This window comes from Luteimonas endophytica, assembly GCF_029887875.1.
In the GTDB taxonomy this organism is placed as follows: Bacteria; Pseudomonadota; Gammaproteobacteria; order Xanthomonadales; family Xanthomonadaceae; genus Luteimonas; species Luteimonas endophytica.
Window position 1 is genome coordinate 204,262 of record NZ_JARXRM010000008.1, and the last position, 14,056, is coordinate 218,317.

At 73.2% G+C, this 14,056-nt stretch carries 12 protein-coding genes; 3 read left to right on the forward strand and 9 right to left on the reverse strand.

The genetic code is table 11. The features are described 5' to 3' along the window. Window position 1: 1 nt before the first annotated feature. From QFW77_RS01180 to QFW77_RS01200, 5 genes are read right to left on the reverse strand one after another with little or no spacing between them, the layout of a single operon-like run. Window positions 2-601, reverse strand: coding sequence for an HlyD family secretion protein (locus QFW77_RS01180; protein WP_280572319.1), 600 nt, complete (start codon window positions 599-601; stop codon window positions 2-4). A 3-nt stretch (window positions 602-604) separates the two neighbouring features. Next, complete coding sequence (locus tag QFW77_RS01185) at window positions 605-1,123, reverse strand: hypothetical protein (protein WP_280572320.1); 519 nt, start codon at window positions 1,121-1,123, stop codon at window positions 605-607. Further along, window positions 1,120-2,502: a hypothetical protein gene (locus tag QFW77_RS01190; protein ID WP_280572321.1), complete on the reverse strand. Its 1,383-nt coding sequence runs from the start codon at window positions 2,500-2,502 to the stop codon at window positions 1,120-1,122. Before QFW77_RS01190 ends, QFW77_RS01185 begins: the two co-directional genes overlap by 4 nt. Next, the gene (locus QFW77_RS01195) at window positions 2,499-3,056 is read right to left on the reverse strand and encodes a hypothetical protein (protein WP_280572323.1); all 558 of its coding nucleotides are present in this window, start codon (window positions 3,054-3,056) and stop codon (window positions 2,499-2,501) included. Before QFW77_RS01195 ends, QFW77_RS01190 begins: the two co-directional genes overlap by 4 nt. A gap of 13 nt (window positions 3,057-3,069) precedes the next feature. After that, window positions 3,070-3,873 carry a type II secretion system protein gene (locus tag QFW77_RS01200; RefSeq protein WP_280572324.1) on the reverse strand — a complete coding sequence of 268 codons (804 nt, stop codon included), beginning with the start codon at window positions 3,871-3,873 and terminating at the stop codon, window positions 3,070-3,072. Between the two features lie 212 nt (window positions 3,874-4,085). On the opposite strand from QFW77_RS01200, the gene QFW77_RS01205 reads away from it, so the two are divergent. Together QFW77_RS01205 and QFW77_RS01210 are read left to right on the forward strand one after the other, a co-directional pair. Beyond that, window positions 4,086-4,928, forward strand: coding sequence for a diguanylate cyclase (locus QFW77_RS01205; RefSeq protein WP_280572325.1), 843 nt, complete (start codon window positions 4,086-4,088; stop codon window positions 4,926-4,928). 274 nt (window positions 4,929-5,202) lie between these two features. Further along, on the forward strand, window positions 5,203-6,108 hold the full coding sequence (locus QFW77_RS01210) for a diguanylate cyclase (protein ID WP_280572326.1): 906 nt from the start codon (window positions 5,203-5,205) through the stop codon (window positions 6,106-6,108). 92 nt (window positions 6,109-6,200) lie between these two features. Here the strand turns inward: QFW77_RS01210 and QFW77_RS01215 are convergent, their stop codons facing one another. The 4 genes from QFW77_RS01215 to QFW77_RS01230 form a co-directional block, all read right to left on the reverse strand. Then, entirely contained in the window at window positions 6,201-9,548 is a 3,348-nt protein-coding gene (locus QFW77_RS01215; RefSeq protein ID WP_425603239.1) for a S8 family serine peptidase, read from the reverse strand. Window positions 9,549-9,751: 203 nt separating this feature from the next. Further along, on the reverse strand, window positions 9,752-10,459 hold the full coding sequence (locus tag QFW77_RS01220; protein WP_280572328.1) for a phosphatase PAP2 family protein: 708 nt from the start codon (window positions 10,457-10,459) through the stop codon (window positions 9,752-9,754). Next, entirely contained in the window at window positions 10,434-11,720 is a 1,287-nt protein-coding gene (gene ispG, locus QFW77_RS01225) for a flavodoxin-dependent (E)-4-hydroxy-3-methylbut-2-enyl-diphosphate synthase (RefSeq protein WP_280572329.1), read from the reverse strand. The genes QFW77_RS01220 and ispG overlap by 26 nt, the downstream gene beginning before the upstream one ends. A gap of 68 nt (window positions 11,721-11,788) precedes the next feature. Next, complete coding sequence (locus tag QFW77_RS01230; protein ID WP_280572330.1) at window positions 11,789-12,325, reverse strand: copper chaperone PCu(A)C; 537 nt, start codon at window positions 12,323-12,325, stop codon at window positions 11,789-11,791. 259 nt (window positions 12,326-12,584) lie between these two features. Between QFW77_RS01230 and xseA the strand changes: the two genes are divergently transcribed. Next, the gene (xseA, locus tag QFW77_RS01235) at window positions 12,585-13,928 is read left to right on the forward strand and encodes an exodeoxyribonuclease VII large subunit (protein WP_280572333.1); all 1,344 of its coding nucleotides are present in this window, start codon (window positions 12,585-12,587) and stop codon (window positions 13,926-13,928) included. The last annotated feature ends 128 nt before the right edge of the window (window positions 13,929-14,056 follow it).

Genomic DNA, 14,056 nt, shown 5'->3' on the forward strand with positions numbered 1-14,056 from the left:
CTCACTCCGCACCGTTTCCAGCCGCGGGCGGCTGTGCGCCGATGTCGTAGCGCAACTGTCCCTGCAGCTGGTTCAGCTCGTCCACCTTGGCGCGCATGGCCGCGGTGCGGTCCGCGCCCGACGGCTGCAGCGACAGCGCCTGCACTTCCTGGGTGATCCGCTGCATCCGCAGCGCGACCTCGAGATTGGCGCGCAGCGCGTCCAGGTTGACGCCGGCCTGCGCCCCCTGCGCGGCCTGCAGCTCGTCGAGCCGGGCGATCGAGGCGCGGATCCCGGCCTCGTTCGCCGCGCTGCGGGCCTGCAGCTCGGCGAGCGCACGCCGCGACTGCTCCGTGGCCTGCTCGGCCTGCGCCCTGGCCTGCTCCAGCGTGTGCGGTTCGGCATCGGCCGGACCGCCGAGCCAGGGCGGCGGCGCCTCGTACGCGGGCGCCGCGCGCTGCTCCGGCGGCGGTTCCGCGCCCGGCACCGACACCGCCGGCGGCGGAGTCGCCGTGCCCTCAGAGGGTGCCGGCGCCAGCATCCGCACCCCCACGACCGCCGCCAGCCCGGCCAACACCACCGCGGCCAGCCCGATCCAGATCCCCCTCCGCTCCCCGGCCATCCGCTATCCCTCCTCCCCCGGCGCGACGAACGGCGAGCGCACCCGCAGGATCCTGCGGCCGCTGCGCGCGTCGTCGATCGCCACCCAGTCGAATCCGATCGCCCGCACCCGGACGCCGCCCTCGAGCCGTGCACCCGGGCCGACGTAGCGCCCGTCGATCAGCGCACGCCGGCGCGTGCCGCTGCTGACGATCAGCGACACCACCGGCTCGGCCGCCAGCGCGGCCGCGGCGTCGGGGTCGACGCGCAGCGCATCGCCGGTTTCCGGGTCGAGCCGGCCGCGTGCCGACAGCGCGATCGCGCCCTCGCCGGACGCCGGCGCGCCCGTCTGCAGCGCCGCCAGCGCCTGCTCGGCGCGCTGGTTGCGGCCGATGCCGTTGCGCAACTCGTTCATGACCGGCGGCTCGGTGGTCCCGGCGCGGGTACGCACCACCACGGGCTTGGCGATCACCATCGTCGCCATCCACGCCACCACGCCCAGCCAGACGAGCAGCGAAATCGCGGCCGCGTACTTGAGCCTCATCGCTGGCCTCCGGCGACGGCGGCCGCGGCGCGCGGCCGCAGCAGGTAGGAAAAGAAGCTGCCCGAGCCCTGCGTGCCCAGGTTCGACTGCGGGTCCGCCGGCACCGGATCGAAGCCCTGCTGCCGCAACCGCTCGACGAAGTCGGCGATCTGCATGCCGGGGCGGCCACGGCCGGCCTCCACCATGCCGTCGACCCGCAGCGTGCGGATCGGTCCGGTCGCGATCGCGCCAGGCGCCGGCGGTTCGGTCTGCGTGTCCAGGCGCAGACGCAGGATCCGCACGTCGCCCGCCGCCGCGCTACGCACCAGCCGCAGGCTGGCCTCGGGGTCGAGATCGCCCTGCAGCGCCGCGGCCCGCTCGACCAGCGTCAGGGTGCCGTCGAAGCCTTCGGGCACCGTCTGGCGCTGCTGCATCGCGGCGATCCGCATGTCGATCTGCTGGACCTCCTGCGACAGTCGCTCGGCGCGGCCGTTGGCTTCGCTGGCGTTCAGCGCCCAACGGCCGCTGAGCGCCGCCAGGCTGAGCGCGATCAGCAGCGACGCGGCGCTCGCCAGCGGCAGCACCCGTTCGGCGACATAGGCGATGCGGCTGGTCGGCCGATTGACCGCGATCAGCGGGGTGGCGGCGGCGGCAAGCCAGTCGATGGCGCTGTCGTAACCGCGGCCGGACTCGTCGACCACCCGGCGGCTGGGCACCGCGGCCACCTGCATGCCGCTGCGCGCGGAGAACACCTCGCGCAGTGCCGCGGTCGGGTCGTCGGCGCCATCTTCGCGCCCGGCGAGCACACTGCACCAGCGCATCGTGAGCCGCTCGGCGTCGTCCTCGCCGTCCTCCAGGTCGGCTGCGAACTGCTCGGCCAGCGCCCCGGCCGTCATCAGCAGGTCGGCCGGCTCGTCGCTGTAGGCCAGCGCCGAACGATAGACGATGCTGTGCTTGAGCACCGCCAGCGCGCTGATCTGGTTCCCGGAGTGCAGCACCAGGCCCTGCCCCGTGCCGGTCGCGTGCCAGAGCAGCGAGGTCACCGGGATCAGCAGGCAATGGTCGGCCTGAGACTCGGCCCAGGAATAGTTCTGCTGCCAGGCGTCGAGTTCGATCGCGGTGAACAGGGTCTGGTAGCCACCACCCATGCTCCGCGACTTGTGGATCAGGATCTTGCTCTCGCCGTCGATCAGTCCGTCCGAGCGCAGCCGCTTCTCGATCAGCGCCACCGCGTGCGCGGGGCTCCCCTCGAGCGAGATCACGTTGCTGCCGGCACCGCCGAAGTCGCTGATCACGATCGCCGGGCGGTCGAGGCGCGGACGCGCGTCGAAGCGGCGCACGCTGGTGCCGTCGAAGACCAGCCAACGGTGTTGCTGCTGTACCACGAGCAGCCGGTTCATCGCGAATCCTCCAGCGCGGCCGCGATCGCGGCCGGGTTACCGCCGTCAGGCTGGGTGCGGAACAGCATCGTCCCGGCCAGGCTCAGCGACAGCGGCGCCGGTTCGCGCCCGCTGTCCTCGGGCACGTCGAACAGGCCTTCCTCGGCGCGCGTGACCGACAGGTCGAACGCCTGCGCGCCGAAGATGCGCCCCTCCCCGCGGGAGATGCTCGCCAGCAGCGTGGCCACGTCCTCGCGCGGCAGCTGGCCCTGCTTGAGGTTGATCAGGCGCTCCCCCCAGGCCTGGGGCTGCATGCCGCGCGCCTGGCCGGCCGCCAGCAGGCTGCGCGCGGAGTCGGCGTATTCCACCCTCAACCCGGCTTCGAGCTCGCGCACTCTGGCCTCGGCCAGCAGCTGGCTGCGGGTGCCGACCTCGGCGTAGGCGTCGGCCAGCCCCGAGCGGGCGCTGGCGAACCAGCTCGCCGCGACCACCAGCGCCAGCAGGGTGCCGCCGAACACCAGCAGCGAGTTGCGCCGCGAGAGTTCGAGCCTGGAGGACAGCTGCGCGAAATTCATCGCCGCGCTCCGCTCACTGGTTCATCTTGTAGTGCGCCACCAGCGTCATCACCTGGTCGGCGTCGGTGTTGTCGCCCTCGGCCAGCGCGTCGCCGCTGCCGCTGTCGATGCCCTGGGTGTTGTTGCCTTCCCACTCCACGCCCGGCGCGGTGACGTCGCCGGTCTCGGTGCGGACGATCGCTTCCTGGCGGAAGGCCCCGTTCTGGGCGTCCGGCTTGCCATCGACCATCTGGTCGAGCGCGCGCGCCAGGTCCGGGGTCAGGCCGGTGATCACCATGACGTTTCCGGAACCGGAGTCGGTGCCCGGGCGGTTCCACTGGAAGCAGATCTGGATTTCCTGGGGGTTGCCGTTGGTGTCGAGGTACACGTACCTGTCTTCCATGCCGGCGCCGCGGCCCGGCGGCAGGGTGATGCCGGCGCGCAGCATCATGTTGCGCAGGTCGAAGTCGGCGTTGCCCTCGTGCGCGCGCAGCATGTTGGGGCCGGCCTGGGCACGGCAGATGGCGCTGGGCTCGGTGGCGTTGGCCATGTTGCCGCCGGACAGGGTGTTGCCGTCGCCCTGGTAGTTCGAACCGTTGACCATCAGCCGCGGCGCGCTCTGGTTGTCGCCCACCGGCGCGCCGAGGCGCTGGTTGTAGGTGTTGTAGGCGACCACCCACTGGTCGATGAATTTCTGCTTGATGCGGGTGTACTCGGCATTGCGCTGGACGTCGCGGCCGATCATGACGGCGCCGAGGATGACGCCGATGATGACCAGGACGACGGCCATTTCGACCAGCGTGAATCCGCCCTGCCGTGAGCTGGAACGTGCTTGCATCGCGATTTCCCCTGAGAGTGAAGGCCCCTTGCCAGCACCGCCCCGCGCGTGGCGCGGGGTGTGTGGCGGCGACTCTAGGGGGCGGACGTAACAGGTGCGTCAGCGCTGCGTAAGAGCTGCGTAAGAGAGCCGCACCCTCCAGCATCCGCCGGTCGGCGCCACTGCAGCGACGGAGTTGGCTAGAATCGGCTGCCGTTCCACCCGAGTCCGCCATGGTCGAGGACACCCAGCTCAGGACGATCCCCAGCGCAGGGCCCCGCGCCATGCCGCCGCGCGCGTCGGCCTGCGTGGTGGTGATCCATGGCGACGGCCTCGGCCGCCGTGCCGACATCGGCATGGAGCCGGTGGTGATCGGCCGCTCCAGCGATGCGGCGCTCTACATCCCGCACCGGAGCGTTTCGCGCCGGCACTGCGAGATCCGCGCCGCCGCGGGCGGCTACCGCGTCCGCGACCTCGGCGCCACCAACCCGACCCTGCTCAACGAGCGGCCGGTCGACGACGCGGTGCTCGCCGACGGCGACCGCATCACGGTCGGCGAGAGCGTGCTGAAATTCATCGGCCACGCCAACATCGAGGCGGGCTACCACGAGCAGCTCCAGCACCTGGCCGCGCGCGACCAGCTCACCGGCCTGCATGGCCGGCGCCGGTTCGTCGAGCTTGCCGAGGCGATGATCGCGGACGCGCGGCAGCGGCAGGCGCCGCTGACCCTGGCGGTGCTCGATCTCGACGGTTTCCGCGAGATCAACCTCGAACACGGCTACGCTGCCGGAGACACGGTGCTGCGGCGCGCAGGCGACCTGGTGCAGGAGCGCCTGGCCGAGGGCGACATTGCCGCGCGCATCGGCGAGGACGAGTTCGCGGTGCTGTTGCGCGATCGCGACTCGGAAGCCGCGGCGGTGTTCCTCGACAAGCTGCGCCGCACCCTGGTGGAGCCGCTGTCGCTGGCCGGCGGCACGCCGGTGCAACTGCGGGTACGCACCGCGCTGGCCGAGCTCGGGCCCGGTGCGGACGGCCTGGGCCAGCTGATGCGGCGGGTCGACAGCGCACTTTCCTGAGCCTGCTGCCCGGGGTTCCCGGCGCGCGTCGCTCCGGCGCGTTCACCGAAAATGGTCGGACGGAAGGGCGGAGCAATCCCCCCGCACACCAGACCGAAGACGCCCTTGAAGAACCCAACCCCCGGAGGCGGCTGTTCGCTGTCGCTGACCGTGGCGACGGTGATGGATCCTCCCTTGGGACGGGGCTGCCTGGCGCGGCGCCGGCGCGACGCTCCATCCCGGACGGCGCTGGCCGGCGCCGCTACACTGGGCGGGCAGACAGGGGATTGCGCAGATGGCGCGCCGCGACGGCGACCACGACCCGGACCAGATCACCGAGCGCACCCGCCTCAGCCCGGGGCCGGAGCGCCCGCCGCTGCGCCCGGCGTGCGTGGTGGTGATCCACGGCGAGGGACTGGGCCGCCGCGCCGACCTGGGCGAAGAAGCGGTCACGGTGGGCCGTTCGCGCGAGGCCGACCTGTGCATCGACCACCCCAGCGTCTCCCGCGCCCACTGCCGCATCGAGCGCGACGGCGACGGCTACCGCCTGCTCGACCTCGATGCCACCAACCCCACCCTGCTCAACGAGCGCCCGGTAGCACGCGCACGGCTGGCCGACGGCGACCACGTCACCGTCGGCGAGAGCATCCTCAAGTTCATCGGCCAGGCCAGCGTGGAGGCGCGCTACCACGAGGAGGTCTACCAGCTCGCCACCCACGATGCCCTGACCAACCTGCACAACCGCCGCCACTTCGTCGAACTGGTGGACAAGGAGATCGCGCGCGCGCTCCGCCACGGCCGCCCGCTGACCCTGGGCATCGTCGATGTCGACCTCTTCAAGGACGTCAACGATCGCCACGGCCACATCGCCGGCGACGGGGTCTTGCGCGAGATCGGAGCGGTATTGCGCCGGCACCTGCGCGGAGGCGACATCGCCGCGCGGGTCGGCGGCGAGGAGTTCGCGATCCTGCTGCCGGAATGCGCGCTCGAGGCGGCGGCGCGGTTCGCCGAACGCCTGCGCGCGGCGGTGGCCGCCTCCCGCTTCGAGCCCGGTGGCGAGCCGCGGCGGATCACCGTCAGCATCGGCCTGGCCCAGCTCGGCCCGGGCCGCGACGGGTTCGGCCTGCTGATGCGCGCCGCGGACGCCGCGCTCTACCGGGCCAAGGACGGCGGCCGCGACCGGGTCGAGCTCGAGCACTGACCTTCGTCCCGCACCGGGGGCGCGGCACCGGCCCTGGTGAGAAGCCTGTCGAAGGGCCCGCTGGCGCGGGCCCTCCGGTTCGACTTCGGGCGCTAGGGCGTGACGGTCAGGCGCACCGGTGCCGCTGCCTTGGGCGTGGCCGGGTCGTTGCTGGCCACGCAGAGATTGCCGGTGTGGGTGCCGGCCACCAGTCCGGCCCCGGCGAGCGCGACCTGCACCAGGCTGGATCCGCCCGGGGCCAGCCGGCCCATCGGCGGCGATACCGGCCCCAGCCAGGGCGCGCCGCACTCGACGGTGCCGGAGATCGTCATCGACAGGCCCGCGAAGCTCGACACCGCGCTCCACGCGCCGCTGCCGTCGGCGCCCGGGGTGATCACCATGAAGCTGCCGCTGCCGCTGGGGGCCGCGAACCAGACCCAGCGGTTGGCGAGCGTGGCGTGGGCGTGCACCACCAGCCAGTAGCGCCCGGCCGGCAGCACCAGGTCCGCGCCGGCCGCCTGCAGATCCAGGCCGATGTGGTTGCCCTCGGTCGCGACTCCGGGCGCACCGGGAGCGGCGCTGTGGCTCCATACCGCCGCACCCGGCGAGGTCTGCGGATCGCCTGCCGGCACGCCGCCGGCATCCGGATAGATGCTCCAGGTCAGCGCGGACGCCACGCTAGCAAGCGACCCACCGCTGCTGACGAAGCCTTCGGTGAACAGCGAAACGATGCGGGTCTGGCTGGCCAGTACGAAGTCGTCGCTGGCGTACTGGCCCGGCGGATCGGCGCCTGGATCGGTGTACACGGTGCTGCGGTAGCCCGTAGTGACGGCGCCGCGCGCCGCCTCCGCGACCTGCAGCGTGGCGCTGCCGGTGTTGTCGACCGAGAACTCGAGGGTCGAGCCACCGGCATTGCCGACCGCCACGTCGACGCTGCCGTTGCCGCCCTCGGGGATGCTGGCGGTCACCAGTTCCGGCAGCACGATCGCCGGCGGCGGTACCGAAACCGCCACCGGCAGGCGCAGCACCGGCAGCGGGTCGCGCAGCATCCCGCCGGCGGGTTCGAGCACCACGGTGCCGAAGTGCCAGCTGCCGTCGGCCGGCAGCGCTCCGCTGTCGACCGTGACCCGCACGCTGCGGCTGGCGCCGGCCGGCACCTTCAGGCTGGCCGGAACCACACGGCCCTGCAGTCCCTGCAGCCGCGTGCGCCAGACCTGCGCGCGCGACCCGGTGTTGCGGAAGGTCCGGATGAACTCGCAGCCCTCGAAGCAGCTTCCGCTGGCCAGGCTCGGCTGGTTGAGCGCCGCCGGTTCACCACCCTCGGCCGGGTTGGCCGCCAGGTAGTCGGCTGCGCTTTCGTCCATCACCAGGCCCGCGTTGAGCGCCAGGTCCACGCGGATCCGCCCACCGCCCCGCGCGAACGGGTCGGCCGGGGTCACTTCGTCCTCCAGCAGCACGGTCTGGTCGGCAGTCATCACCAGCGCCGACTTGATCTCCGGCATGGACCAGCCCGGGCGCGCCTGGCGCAGCAGCCCGGCGGCACCGGCCTGGTGCGGGGAGGCCATCGAGGTGCCGTTCTTGAGCCCCAGCAGCTGCTCGAAGCCGGTGATCGTGGTGCCGGCGTCGGCCGCCAGGATGCTGACCCCCGGCGCGGTGACGTCGGGCTTGAGCAGATCGAAGCTGCCGGCCGGCCCGCGCGAACTGAACGCGCCCAGCGCGTCGACCGTGTTCGGCAATGCCACCGCCGGGAAGCCGATCATGGCGGTGGCGTCGGCATGCGCGCGGGCGAAGTCGCGCAGCGCGTCGCCATCGGCCTGGGTGACGCCGAAGGCCGGAATCGCGGTGCCGGGCACCGAGGGAATCAGCCCGCCGTCGGCGTTGTTGGCGATCACCACCGCGACCGCGCCGGCCGCGTCGGCATTGTTGACCTTGGTCGAGAACGGGCAGCCCCCGCGCCGCATCACCGCGATCGCGCCTTCGAAGCTGCCCGCCGCCAGCGCCGCGCAGCCGTCGGCAGCGCCGTCGTAGCCATCGCTCGCCCGCAGCGGCGTGGTGCCGGGGATGGTGACGGTGTGGGCCGTGCCGTTGGTGCCCTCGTTGAGCAGCACCGGGGCCAGCGGCTCCGGCACCGGCTCGGGCCCGGTGACCTGCAGCAGCACGCTGAAGGCGCCGCGTCCGTGTTGCGAGGCTGCGGTCGAGGAGACCCACGGCTCCAGGTGTCCCATCGTATTGGGCCCCGGGCCGCTGTTGCCGGCCGAGGTGGCCACGTAGATGCCGGCGTCGACCGCGCCGAGGAACGCCAGCGAGACCGCCTCGCTCCAGGGCTGCGAACCGCCGCCGATCGAATAGTTGATCACGTCGACCAGGCCGTCGGCGATCGCCTGGTCCACGGCCGCCACCGCGGACACGTTCGGGCACAGGCCCTGGCCGGTCGCGGTATTGGTGTAGCAGATGTCGAAGGCGACGATGTTGGCGCGTGGCGCCACGCCGGAGATGCTGACCGGGTTGCCGCGGAACACGTCCTCGCGGCGGTTGCCCGCGGCCGTGGAGGCGACGTGCGTCCCGTGTCCGTTGCTGTCGCCGAAGCCGGGTTCCTCGCGGATGTTGGCCTGGCCGCACAGGTTGGCCGGCGGCCCGCAGACGAAATCGTAGCCGCCGAACAGCTTGTCGTTGCAGCGGCCCTCGTCTTCTCCCCCCGCGGCGCAACTGCCGAGGTGGGTACCGGCGCCCAGCGGGTTGACGTGCGCGTAGCCGTCCACCGGGTCCACCGCGGCGAACGACGGGCTGCCGAAGTTGATGCCCGAGTCGAGGATGCCGAACACCACGCCCTCGCCCTGCCACGCGGCCTCCGCGCCGGCGGCGCTGCCGTCCCACACGGCCTCCGCGCCGATCAGCCCCGGACCGGTGTCGGTGTCGAGGACGTACTCCCGGTATTCCTCGACCAGCATCACCCCGGGCAGGGCGCGGACCCGCTCGGCCTCGCCACCGCCGAGATCGGTCACGATCGCATTGACCGCGTGCTGCATGCGCTCGCGCACCGCCAGCGGGCGCCCGATCCTGGACGCGATCTCGCCTTCCAGCTGCGCCTGCCGCGCGCGCAGATAGCCGACATAGTTCCTGGCCGCCGCCCCGCGGCTGTCGAGCCGCAGCTTGCCGCGCGCGTCGGCGCGGCGCGCCGGCGCCGGCAGGCCGGCGACCCCGCCCCGGTACGCGCCCAGCGCCGGCTCGCGGAAGACCACCACGTAGGTGCCGCCGTCGTCGCGGCCGGCGGCGGGCCGCACCACCGGTTGGGAGGCGGCCGGTCCGGCCTGGCCGGCGGCAGCGGCGGCGCCCTGCCCGGCCGCCATGGCCGGGTGGCCGGTTGCGGCCGGGCCGCTGCGGAACTGCAGGGTGCTGGCACCCGCGACGGCGGCCAGCGCGATAGACGCGGCCACCGCAACCCATCTGTTCGTTCGTGACATTGTCGTTCCCCGGAAAGGATCGGCGCAGCGATCGGAAGGGGCGGCCGCGGTGCGGACGCCGTCCTGGAAAGCCATGGCTCGAAACTCACCGGCGCCCCTGTCCGCCGGGCGGCGCCGCCCGACCGGCCGGCGCCTCGCCCGACTCTACACCCGTCTCGCCCCGGGCGCTCGCGCGGCGCAGCAGGGCCGCGAGAGGGCACGGCTCAGTGGCGCGCGAACGGGGTCCTGCGGCGGAAGGTCATGAGGTAGACCCCGACCACCCAGATCGAGGCCGCCGCCCAGCCGGCGACGATGTCCGACGGGTAGTGCACCCCCAGGTAGATCCGCGACAGCCCGACCATCGGCACGAACACCGCCATCGCCGCGAACACCGGCCAGCGCCAGCGCGTGGGCCAGGCCAGCAGCACCAGCGTCAGGGCCAGCGCGGCCGAACCCATGGCGTGGCCGCTGGGAAAGCTGTAGGTCTGTTCCGGCGCGATCGACTCCCACAGCGTCGGCCGCTCGCGCGCGAACGCCTGCTTGGCGGCCAGGTTGAGGAGCCCGGCGCCGCCGAGCGCGATGGCCGCGAAGATGCCCGCGCGGTAGTGCCGCAGCGCCAGCAGCGCCAGCACCAGGGCGATGTCCACCGGCACCACCCCCCAGGCGTAGCCGATCTGCGAGAAGAACAGGAACACCCGGTCGAAGCCGTCGCGCGCCACCGCCGCGGCGAAACGCAGCAGCGGCTCGTCGAAGACGATCGCCTCGGCTTCCTGGATCTCGTCGGCCAGCTCCGAGAACACCCAGATCGGCAGCAGCAGCCCGCCGAACAGCAGCGCAAGCGCCCAGGCGTGGCGCCCGACGAATCGCCGCCCCTCGCGCAACCCGGTGCGCAGGTGGCGGGCGAACTCAGCCGGCCGCGGGTGTCCGGCCATAGCGCTTGTCGACGTAGTCGTCGACCAGGGCGACGAACTCCTCGGCAATACGCTCGCCGCGCAGGGTGACCGCCTTCTCGCCGTCGATGAAGACCGGCGCCGAGGGCGCCTCGCCGGTGCCGGGCAGCGAGATGCCGATGTCGGCGTGGCGCGACTCGCCCGGGCCATTGACCACGCAGCCCATCACCGCCAGGGTCAGGTTCTCCGCGCCGGGATGGCTGATCTTCCACTCCGGCATCTTCGCCCGCACGTGCTCCTGCACGCGGCCGGCGAGCTCCTGGAAGAACTCCGAGGTGGTGCGGCCGCAGCCCGGGCAGGCGGTCACCATCGGCGTGAACGCGCGCAGGCCCATGGTCTGCAGCAGCTCCTGCGCCACCACCACCTCCTGGGTCCGCGACGCACCGGGCTCGGGCGTGAGCGAAATGCGGATGGTGTCGCCGATCCCTTCCTGCAGCAGCACCGCCAGCGCAGCGCTCGAGGCGACGATGCCCTTGCTGCCGATGCCGGCCTCGGTCAGGCCCAGGTGCAGGGCGAAGTCCGAGCGGGTGGCGAGATCGCGGTACACCGCGATCAGCTCCTGCACCCCGCTGACCTTGCAGCTGAGCACGATGCGTTCGGCCGGCAGGCCCAGCTCGACCGCGCGCCCGGCCGAGTCCAGCGCCGAGCGGATCAGCGCCTCGCGCAGCACCCGGGCCGCCTCCCAGGGCTCGGCACGCGAGGCGTTCTCGTCCATCAGCCGGGTCGCGAGCGCCTGGTCCAGCGAGCCCCAGTTGGCGCCGATGCGCACCGGCTTGCCGTAGCGGATCGCGAACTCGATCAGCTGCGCGAACTGGGTATCGCGCTTCGGGCCGAAGCCGACGTTGCCGGGATTGATCCGGTACTTGGCCAGCGCCTCGGCGCAGGCCGGCTCGGCCGCCAGCAGCTGGTGGCCGTTGTAGTGGAAGTCGCCGATCACCGGCACGGCGATGCCCTGCATCGCCAGCCGTTCGACGATGCGCGGCACCGCCGCCGCCGACTCGGCGTTGTTGACCGTGATCCGCACCAGCTCCGAGCCGGCACGCCAGAGTTCGGCGATCTGCCGGGTGGTGGCGGCGACGTCGGCGGTGTCGGTATTGGTCATCGACTGCACCACCACCGGCGCGTCGCCGCCCACCGCCACGCCGCCGATCCGCACCTCGCGGGTGCGCCGCCGCGGGCTGGGCCCGAAGGTCGGGGCCGGATCGGCCTGGTCGGGCGGCGCGGGCTGTGGCTGGGCTGACATGGCGCCATTTTACCCGCCCCGCGCGGCCGCCGCCGCGCGAATCTGAACCGCGCCGCGCGGCCCGCGGCTCAGTCGGCGTCGCCCGTCGCCGAGCCGGCTCCGAGACCGCGGACTTCGAAGGTCACCGCCACCGCGGGCGCGCGCTCGAAACGCAGGGTCGCCTCCACCGTCTCCCCGGCGGCGAACCGTCGTGCCGGCTCGATGAACATCAGGTGGTAGCCGCCCGGCTCGAGCGCGGTGCGTCCGCCTGCCGGCAGCTCCAGTCCCTCGGGCAGATGCCGCATCCGCATCATCCCGTCCTGATGGCGCATCTCGTGGATCTCCACGCGTGCGGCGGCGGCGCTGTCCACCGCGACCAGGCGGTCGTCGGTCTCGCCGCGGTTCTCGAGTTCGAGGTAGCCGCCCGCGACCCGACCGCCGGGCGGCACCTCCCGGACCCAGGGCTCGATCGCTGTGATCGGGGCGCCCGCCACCTGGTCCGGGGTCGATCGAGGCGCGGCGTCGGGCGCCTCGCTGCGCGAGCACGCGGCCGCCGCGAGCGCCAGCGATACGACGGCGAGGAAACGACCCGTCTTCGGGGGGCACCAGCTTCTGGAAACACGCATCGAGGAATCTCCCTGGGGGCGGCAGTCCGCCGCAGCGTCGAAAATCGCATTCTCGCATCCGGCATCCGGCATGCGAGGGGCGGCAGTCCGGCGGAACTTCGAGGCGCTCCCCGAGACTCGCTTTGTCGAACTCCCGCCGGAGTGCCGCTGGAAACGATGTGGGCATCCGCCAGCAGGGTTGGCGGCCATCCTGGCGCATGGCGGTGCCCGGGCGTTCCGACCGGTCCGACGCGACACCGCCACGCGCTATCCTTGGCCGATGACGGAGACGGCCACCGGCGAGATCCTGACCCCCTCGCAGCTCAACACCCTGGCGCGCAGCCTGCTCGAGGACGCGTTCCCGCTGGTGCTGGTCGAGGGCGAGCTCGGCAATGTCTCCCGCCCCGCCTCCGGGCACCTGTACTTCACCCTCAAGGACGCGCGCGCGCAGGTGCGCTGCGCGATGTTCCGGCCCAAGAGCCAGTGGCTGCGGTTCCAGCCGCGCGAGGGCCTGAAGGTGCTGGCGCGCGGGCGCCTGACCCTGTACGAGGCCCGCGGCGACTACCAGCTGATCCTCGACTCGCTCGAGGAGGCGGGCGAAGGCGCGCTGCGGCGCGCCTTCGAGGAGCTCAAGGCGAAGCTGCTGGCCGACGGCGTGTTCGATGCCGCGCGCAAGCGTCCGCTGCCGGCCTATGTGCGCCGGCTGGGGGTGATCACCTCGCCCTCCGGCGCCGCGGTGCGCGACGTGCTCAGCGTGCTGGCGCGGCGGTTTCCGCTGCTCGAGGTGGAGATCCTGCCGGTGCCGGTGCAGGGCGACGGCGCGCCCGCGCAGATCATCGCGATGCTGCGTCGCGCCGCCGCCAGCGGGCGCTACGACGCCCTGCTGCTGACCCGTGGCGGGGGCTCGCTGGAGGACCTGTGGGCCTTCAACGACGAGGCCCTCGCCCGCGCCGTGGCGGACTGCCCGGTGCCGGTGGTCGCCGCGGTCGGCCACGAGACCGATGCCTGTCTCGCCGAATTCGCCGCCGATCTGCGCGCGCCGACCCCGTCGGCCGCCGCCGAACTGCTGGTCCCCGAGCGCCGCGGACTGCTGGCGCGGCTGCGCGCCCTGCACCGCCGCGTCGCCGACCTCGGCCAGTACCGCCTGCAGCGGGCCGCGCAGCAGGCCGACCGCGCCGCCCTGCGCCTGGACGCGCTGCGCCCGCAGGCGCGCCTGCAGATGCTCCGGCAGCGCCAGCAGGACGCCCTGCGGCGCCTGCATGCCGCCTGGTCGCTCGCCGCCGAGCGCCGCGCCGCCGCGTTGCGGCACGCACAGGCGGGACTGCGCGGCCAGCATCCGCAGCGCCGCCTCGACGACCTGGGCCGGCGGCTGCAGCCACTGCGGCCGCGCCTGGCGACGATCCTGCCGCGGCGCCTGCAAGCCGAAGCCCAGCGCCTGCGCGCCACTGCGCGCGCGCTCGAGACCATCAGCCCCCTCGCCACCGTCGCCCGCGGCTACGCGATCCTGCAGCAGCAGGACGGCCGCGTGGTGCGCAGCGTGCAGCAGGTGCGGCCCGGCGAGCGCCTCGGCGCGCGCGTCGGCGACGGACAGTTGCACGTACGCGTCGAATCGCCGGACGACTGACGTACCATCACGTTCCGACCGCAGCTCACCGACTAACCTTGCGGCGATTCCGCAGCAGCGGCTGCGCTGGTCGACGGCGGCTGGTGCGCTTTTCCGAATCGCCCGCGCGCTTGCCTGCGGCCGGGCGG

What these genes read in the sequence shown, in the direction of transcription:
- QFW77_RS01180 (WP_280572319.1), bottom strand. Translation starts at nt 601, where the DNA reads ATGGCCGGGGAGCGGAGGGGGATCTGGATCGGGCTGGCCGCGGTGGTG.
- QFW77_RS01185 (WP_280572320.1), bottom strand. Translation starts at nt 1,123, where the DNA reads ATGAGGCTCAAGTACGCGGCCGCGATTTCGCTGCTCGTCTGGCTGGGC.
- QFW77_RS01190 (WP_280572321.1), bottom strand. Translation starts at nt 2,502, where the DNA reads ATGAACCGGCTGCTCGTGGTACAGCAGCAACACCGTTGGCTGGTCTTC.
- QFW77_RS01195 (WP_280572323.1), bottom strand. Translation starts at nt 3,056, where the DNA reads ATGAATTTCGCGCAGCTGTCCTCCAGGCTCGAACTCTCGCGGCGCAAC.
- QFW77_RS01200 (WP_280572324.1), bottom strand. Translation starts at nt 3,873, where the DNA reads ATGCAAGCACGTTCCAGCTCACGGCAGGGCGGATTCACGCTGGTCGAA.
- QFW77_RS01205 (WP_280572325.1), top strand. Translation starts at nt 4,086, where the DNA reads ATGGTCGAGGACACCCAGCTCAGGACGATCCCCAGCGCAGGGCCCCGC.
- QFW77_RS01210 (WP_280572326.1), top strand. Translation starts at nt 5,203, where the DNA reads ATGGCGCGCCGCGACGGCGACCACGACCCGGACCAGATCACCGAGCGC.
- QFW77_RS01215 (WP_425603239.1), bottom strand. Translation starts at nt 9,548, where the DNA reads ATGTCACGAACGAACAGATGGGTTGCGGTGGCCGCGTCTATCGCGCTG.
- QFW77_RS01220 (WP_280572328.1), bottom strand. Translation starts at nt 10,459, where the DNA reads ATGGCCGGACACCCGCGGCCGGCTGAGTTCGCCCGCCACCTGCGCACC.
- ispG (WP_280572329.1), bottom strand. Translation starts at nt 11,720, where the DNA reads ATGTCAGCCCAGCCACAGCCCGCGCCGCCCGACCAGGCCGATCCGGCC.
- QFW77_RS01230 (WP_280572330.1), bottom strand. Translation starts at nt 12,325, where the DNA reads ATGCGTGTTTCCAGAAGCTGGTGCCCCCCGAAGACGGGTCGTTTCCTC.
- xseA (WP_280572333.1), top strand. Translation starts at nt 12,585, where the DNA reads ATGACGGAGACGGCCACCGGCGAGATCCTGACCCCCTCGCAGCTCAAC.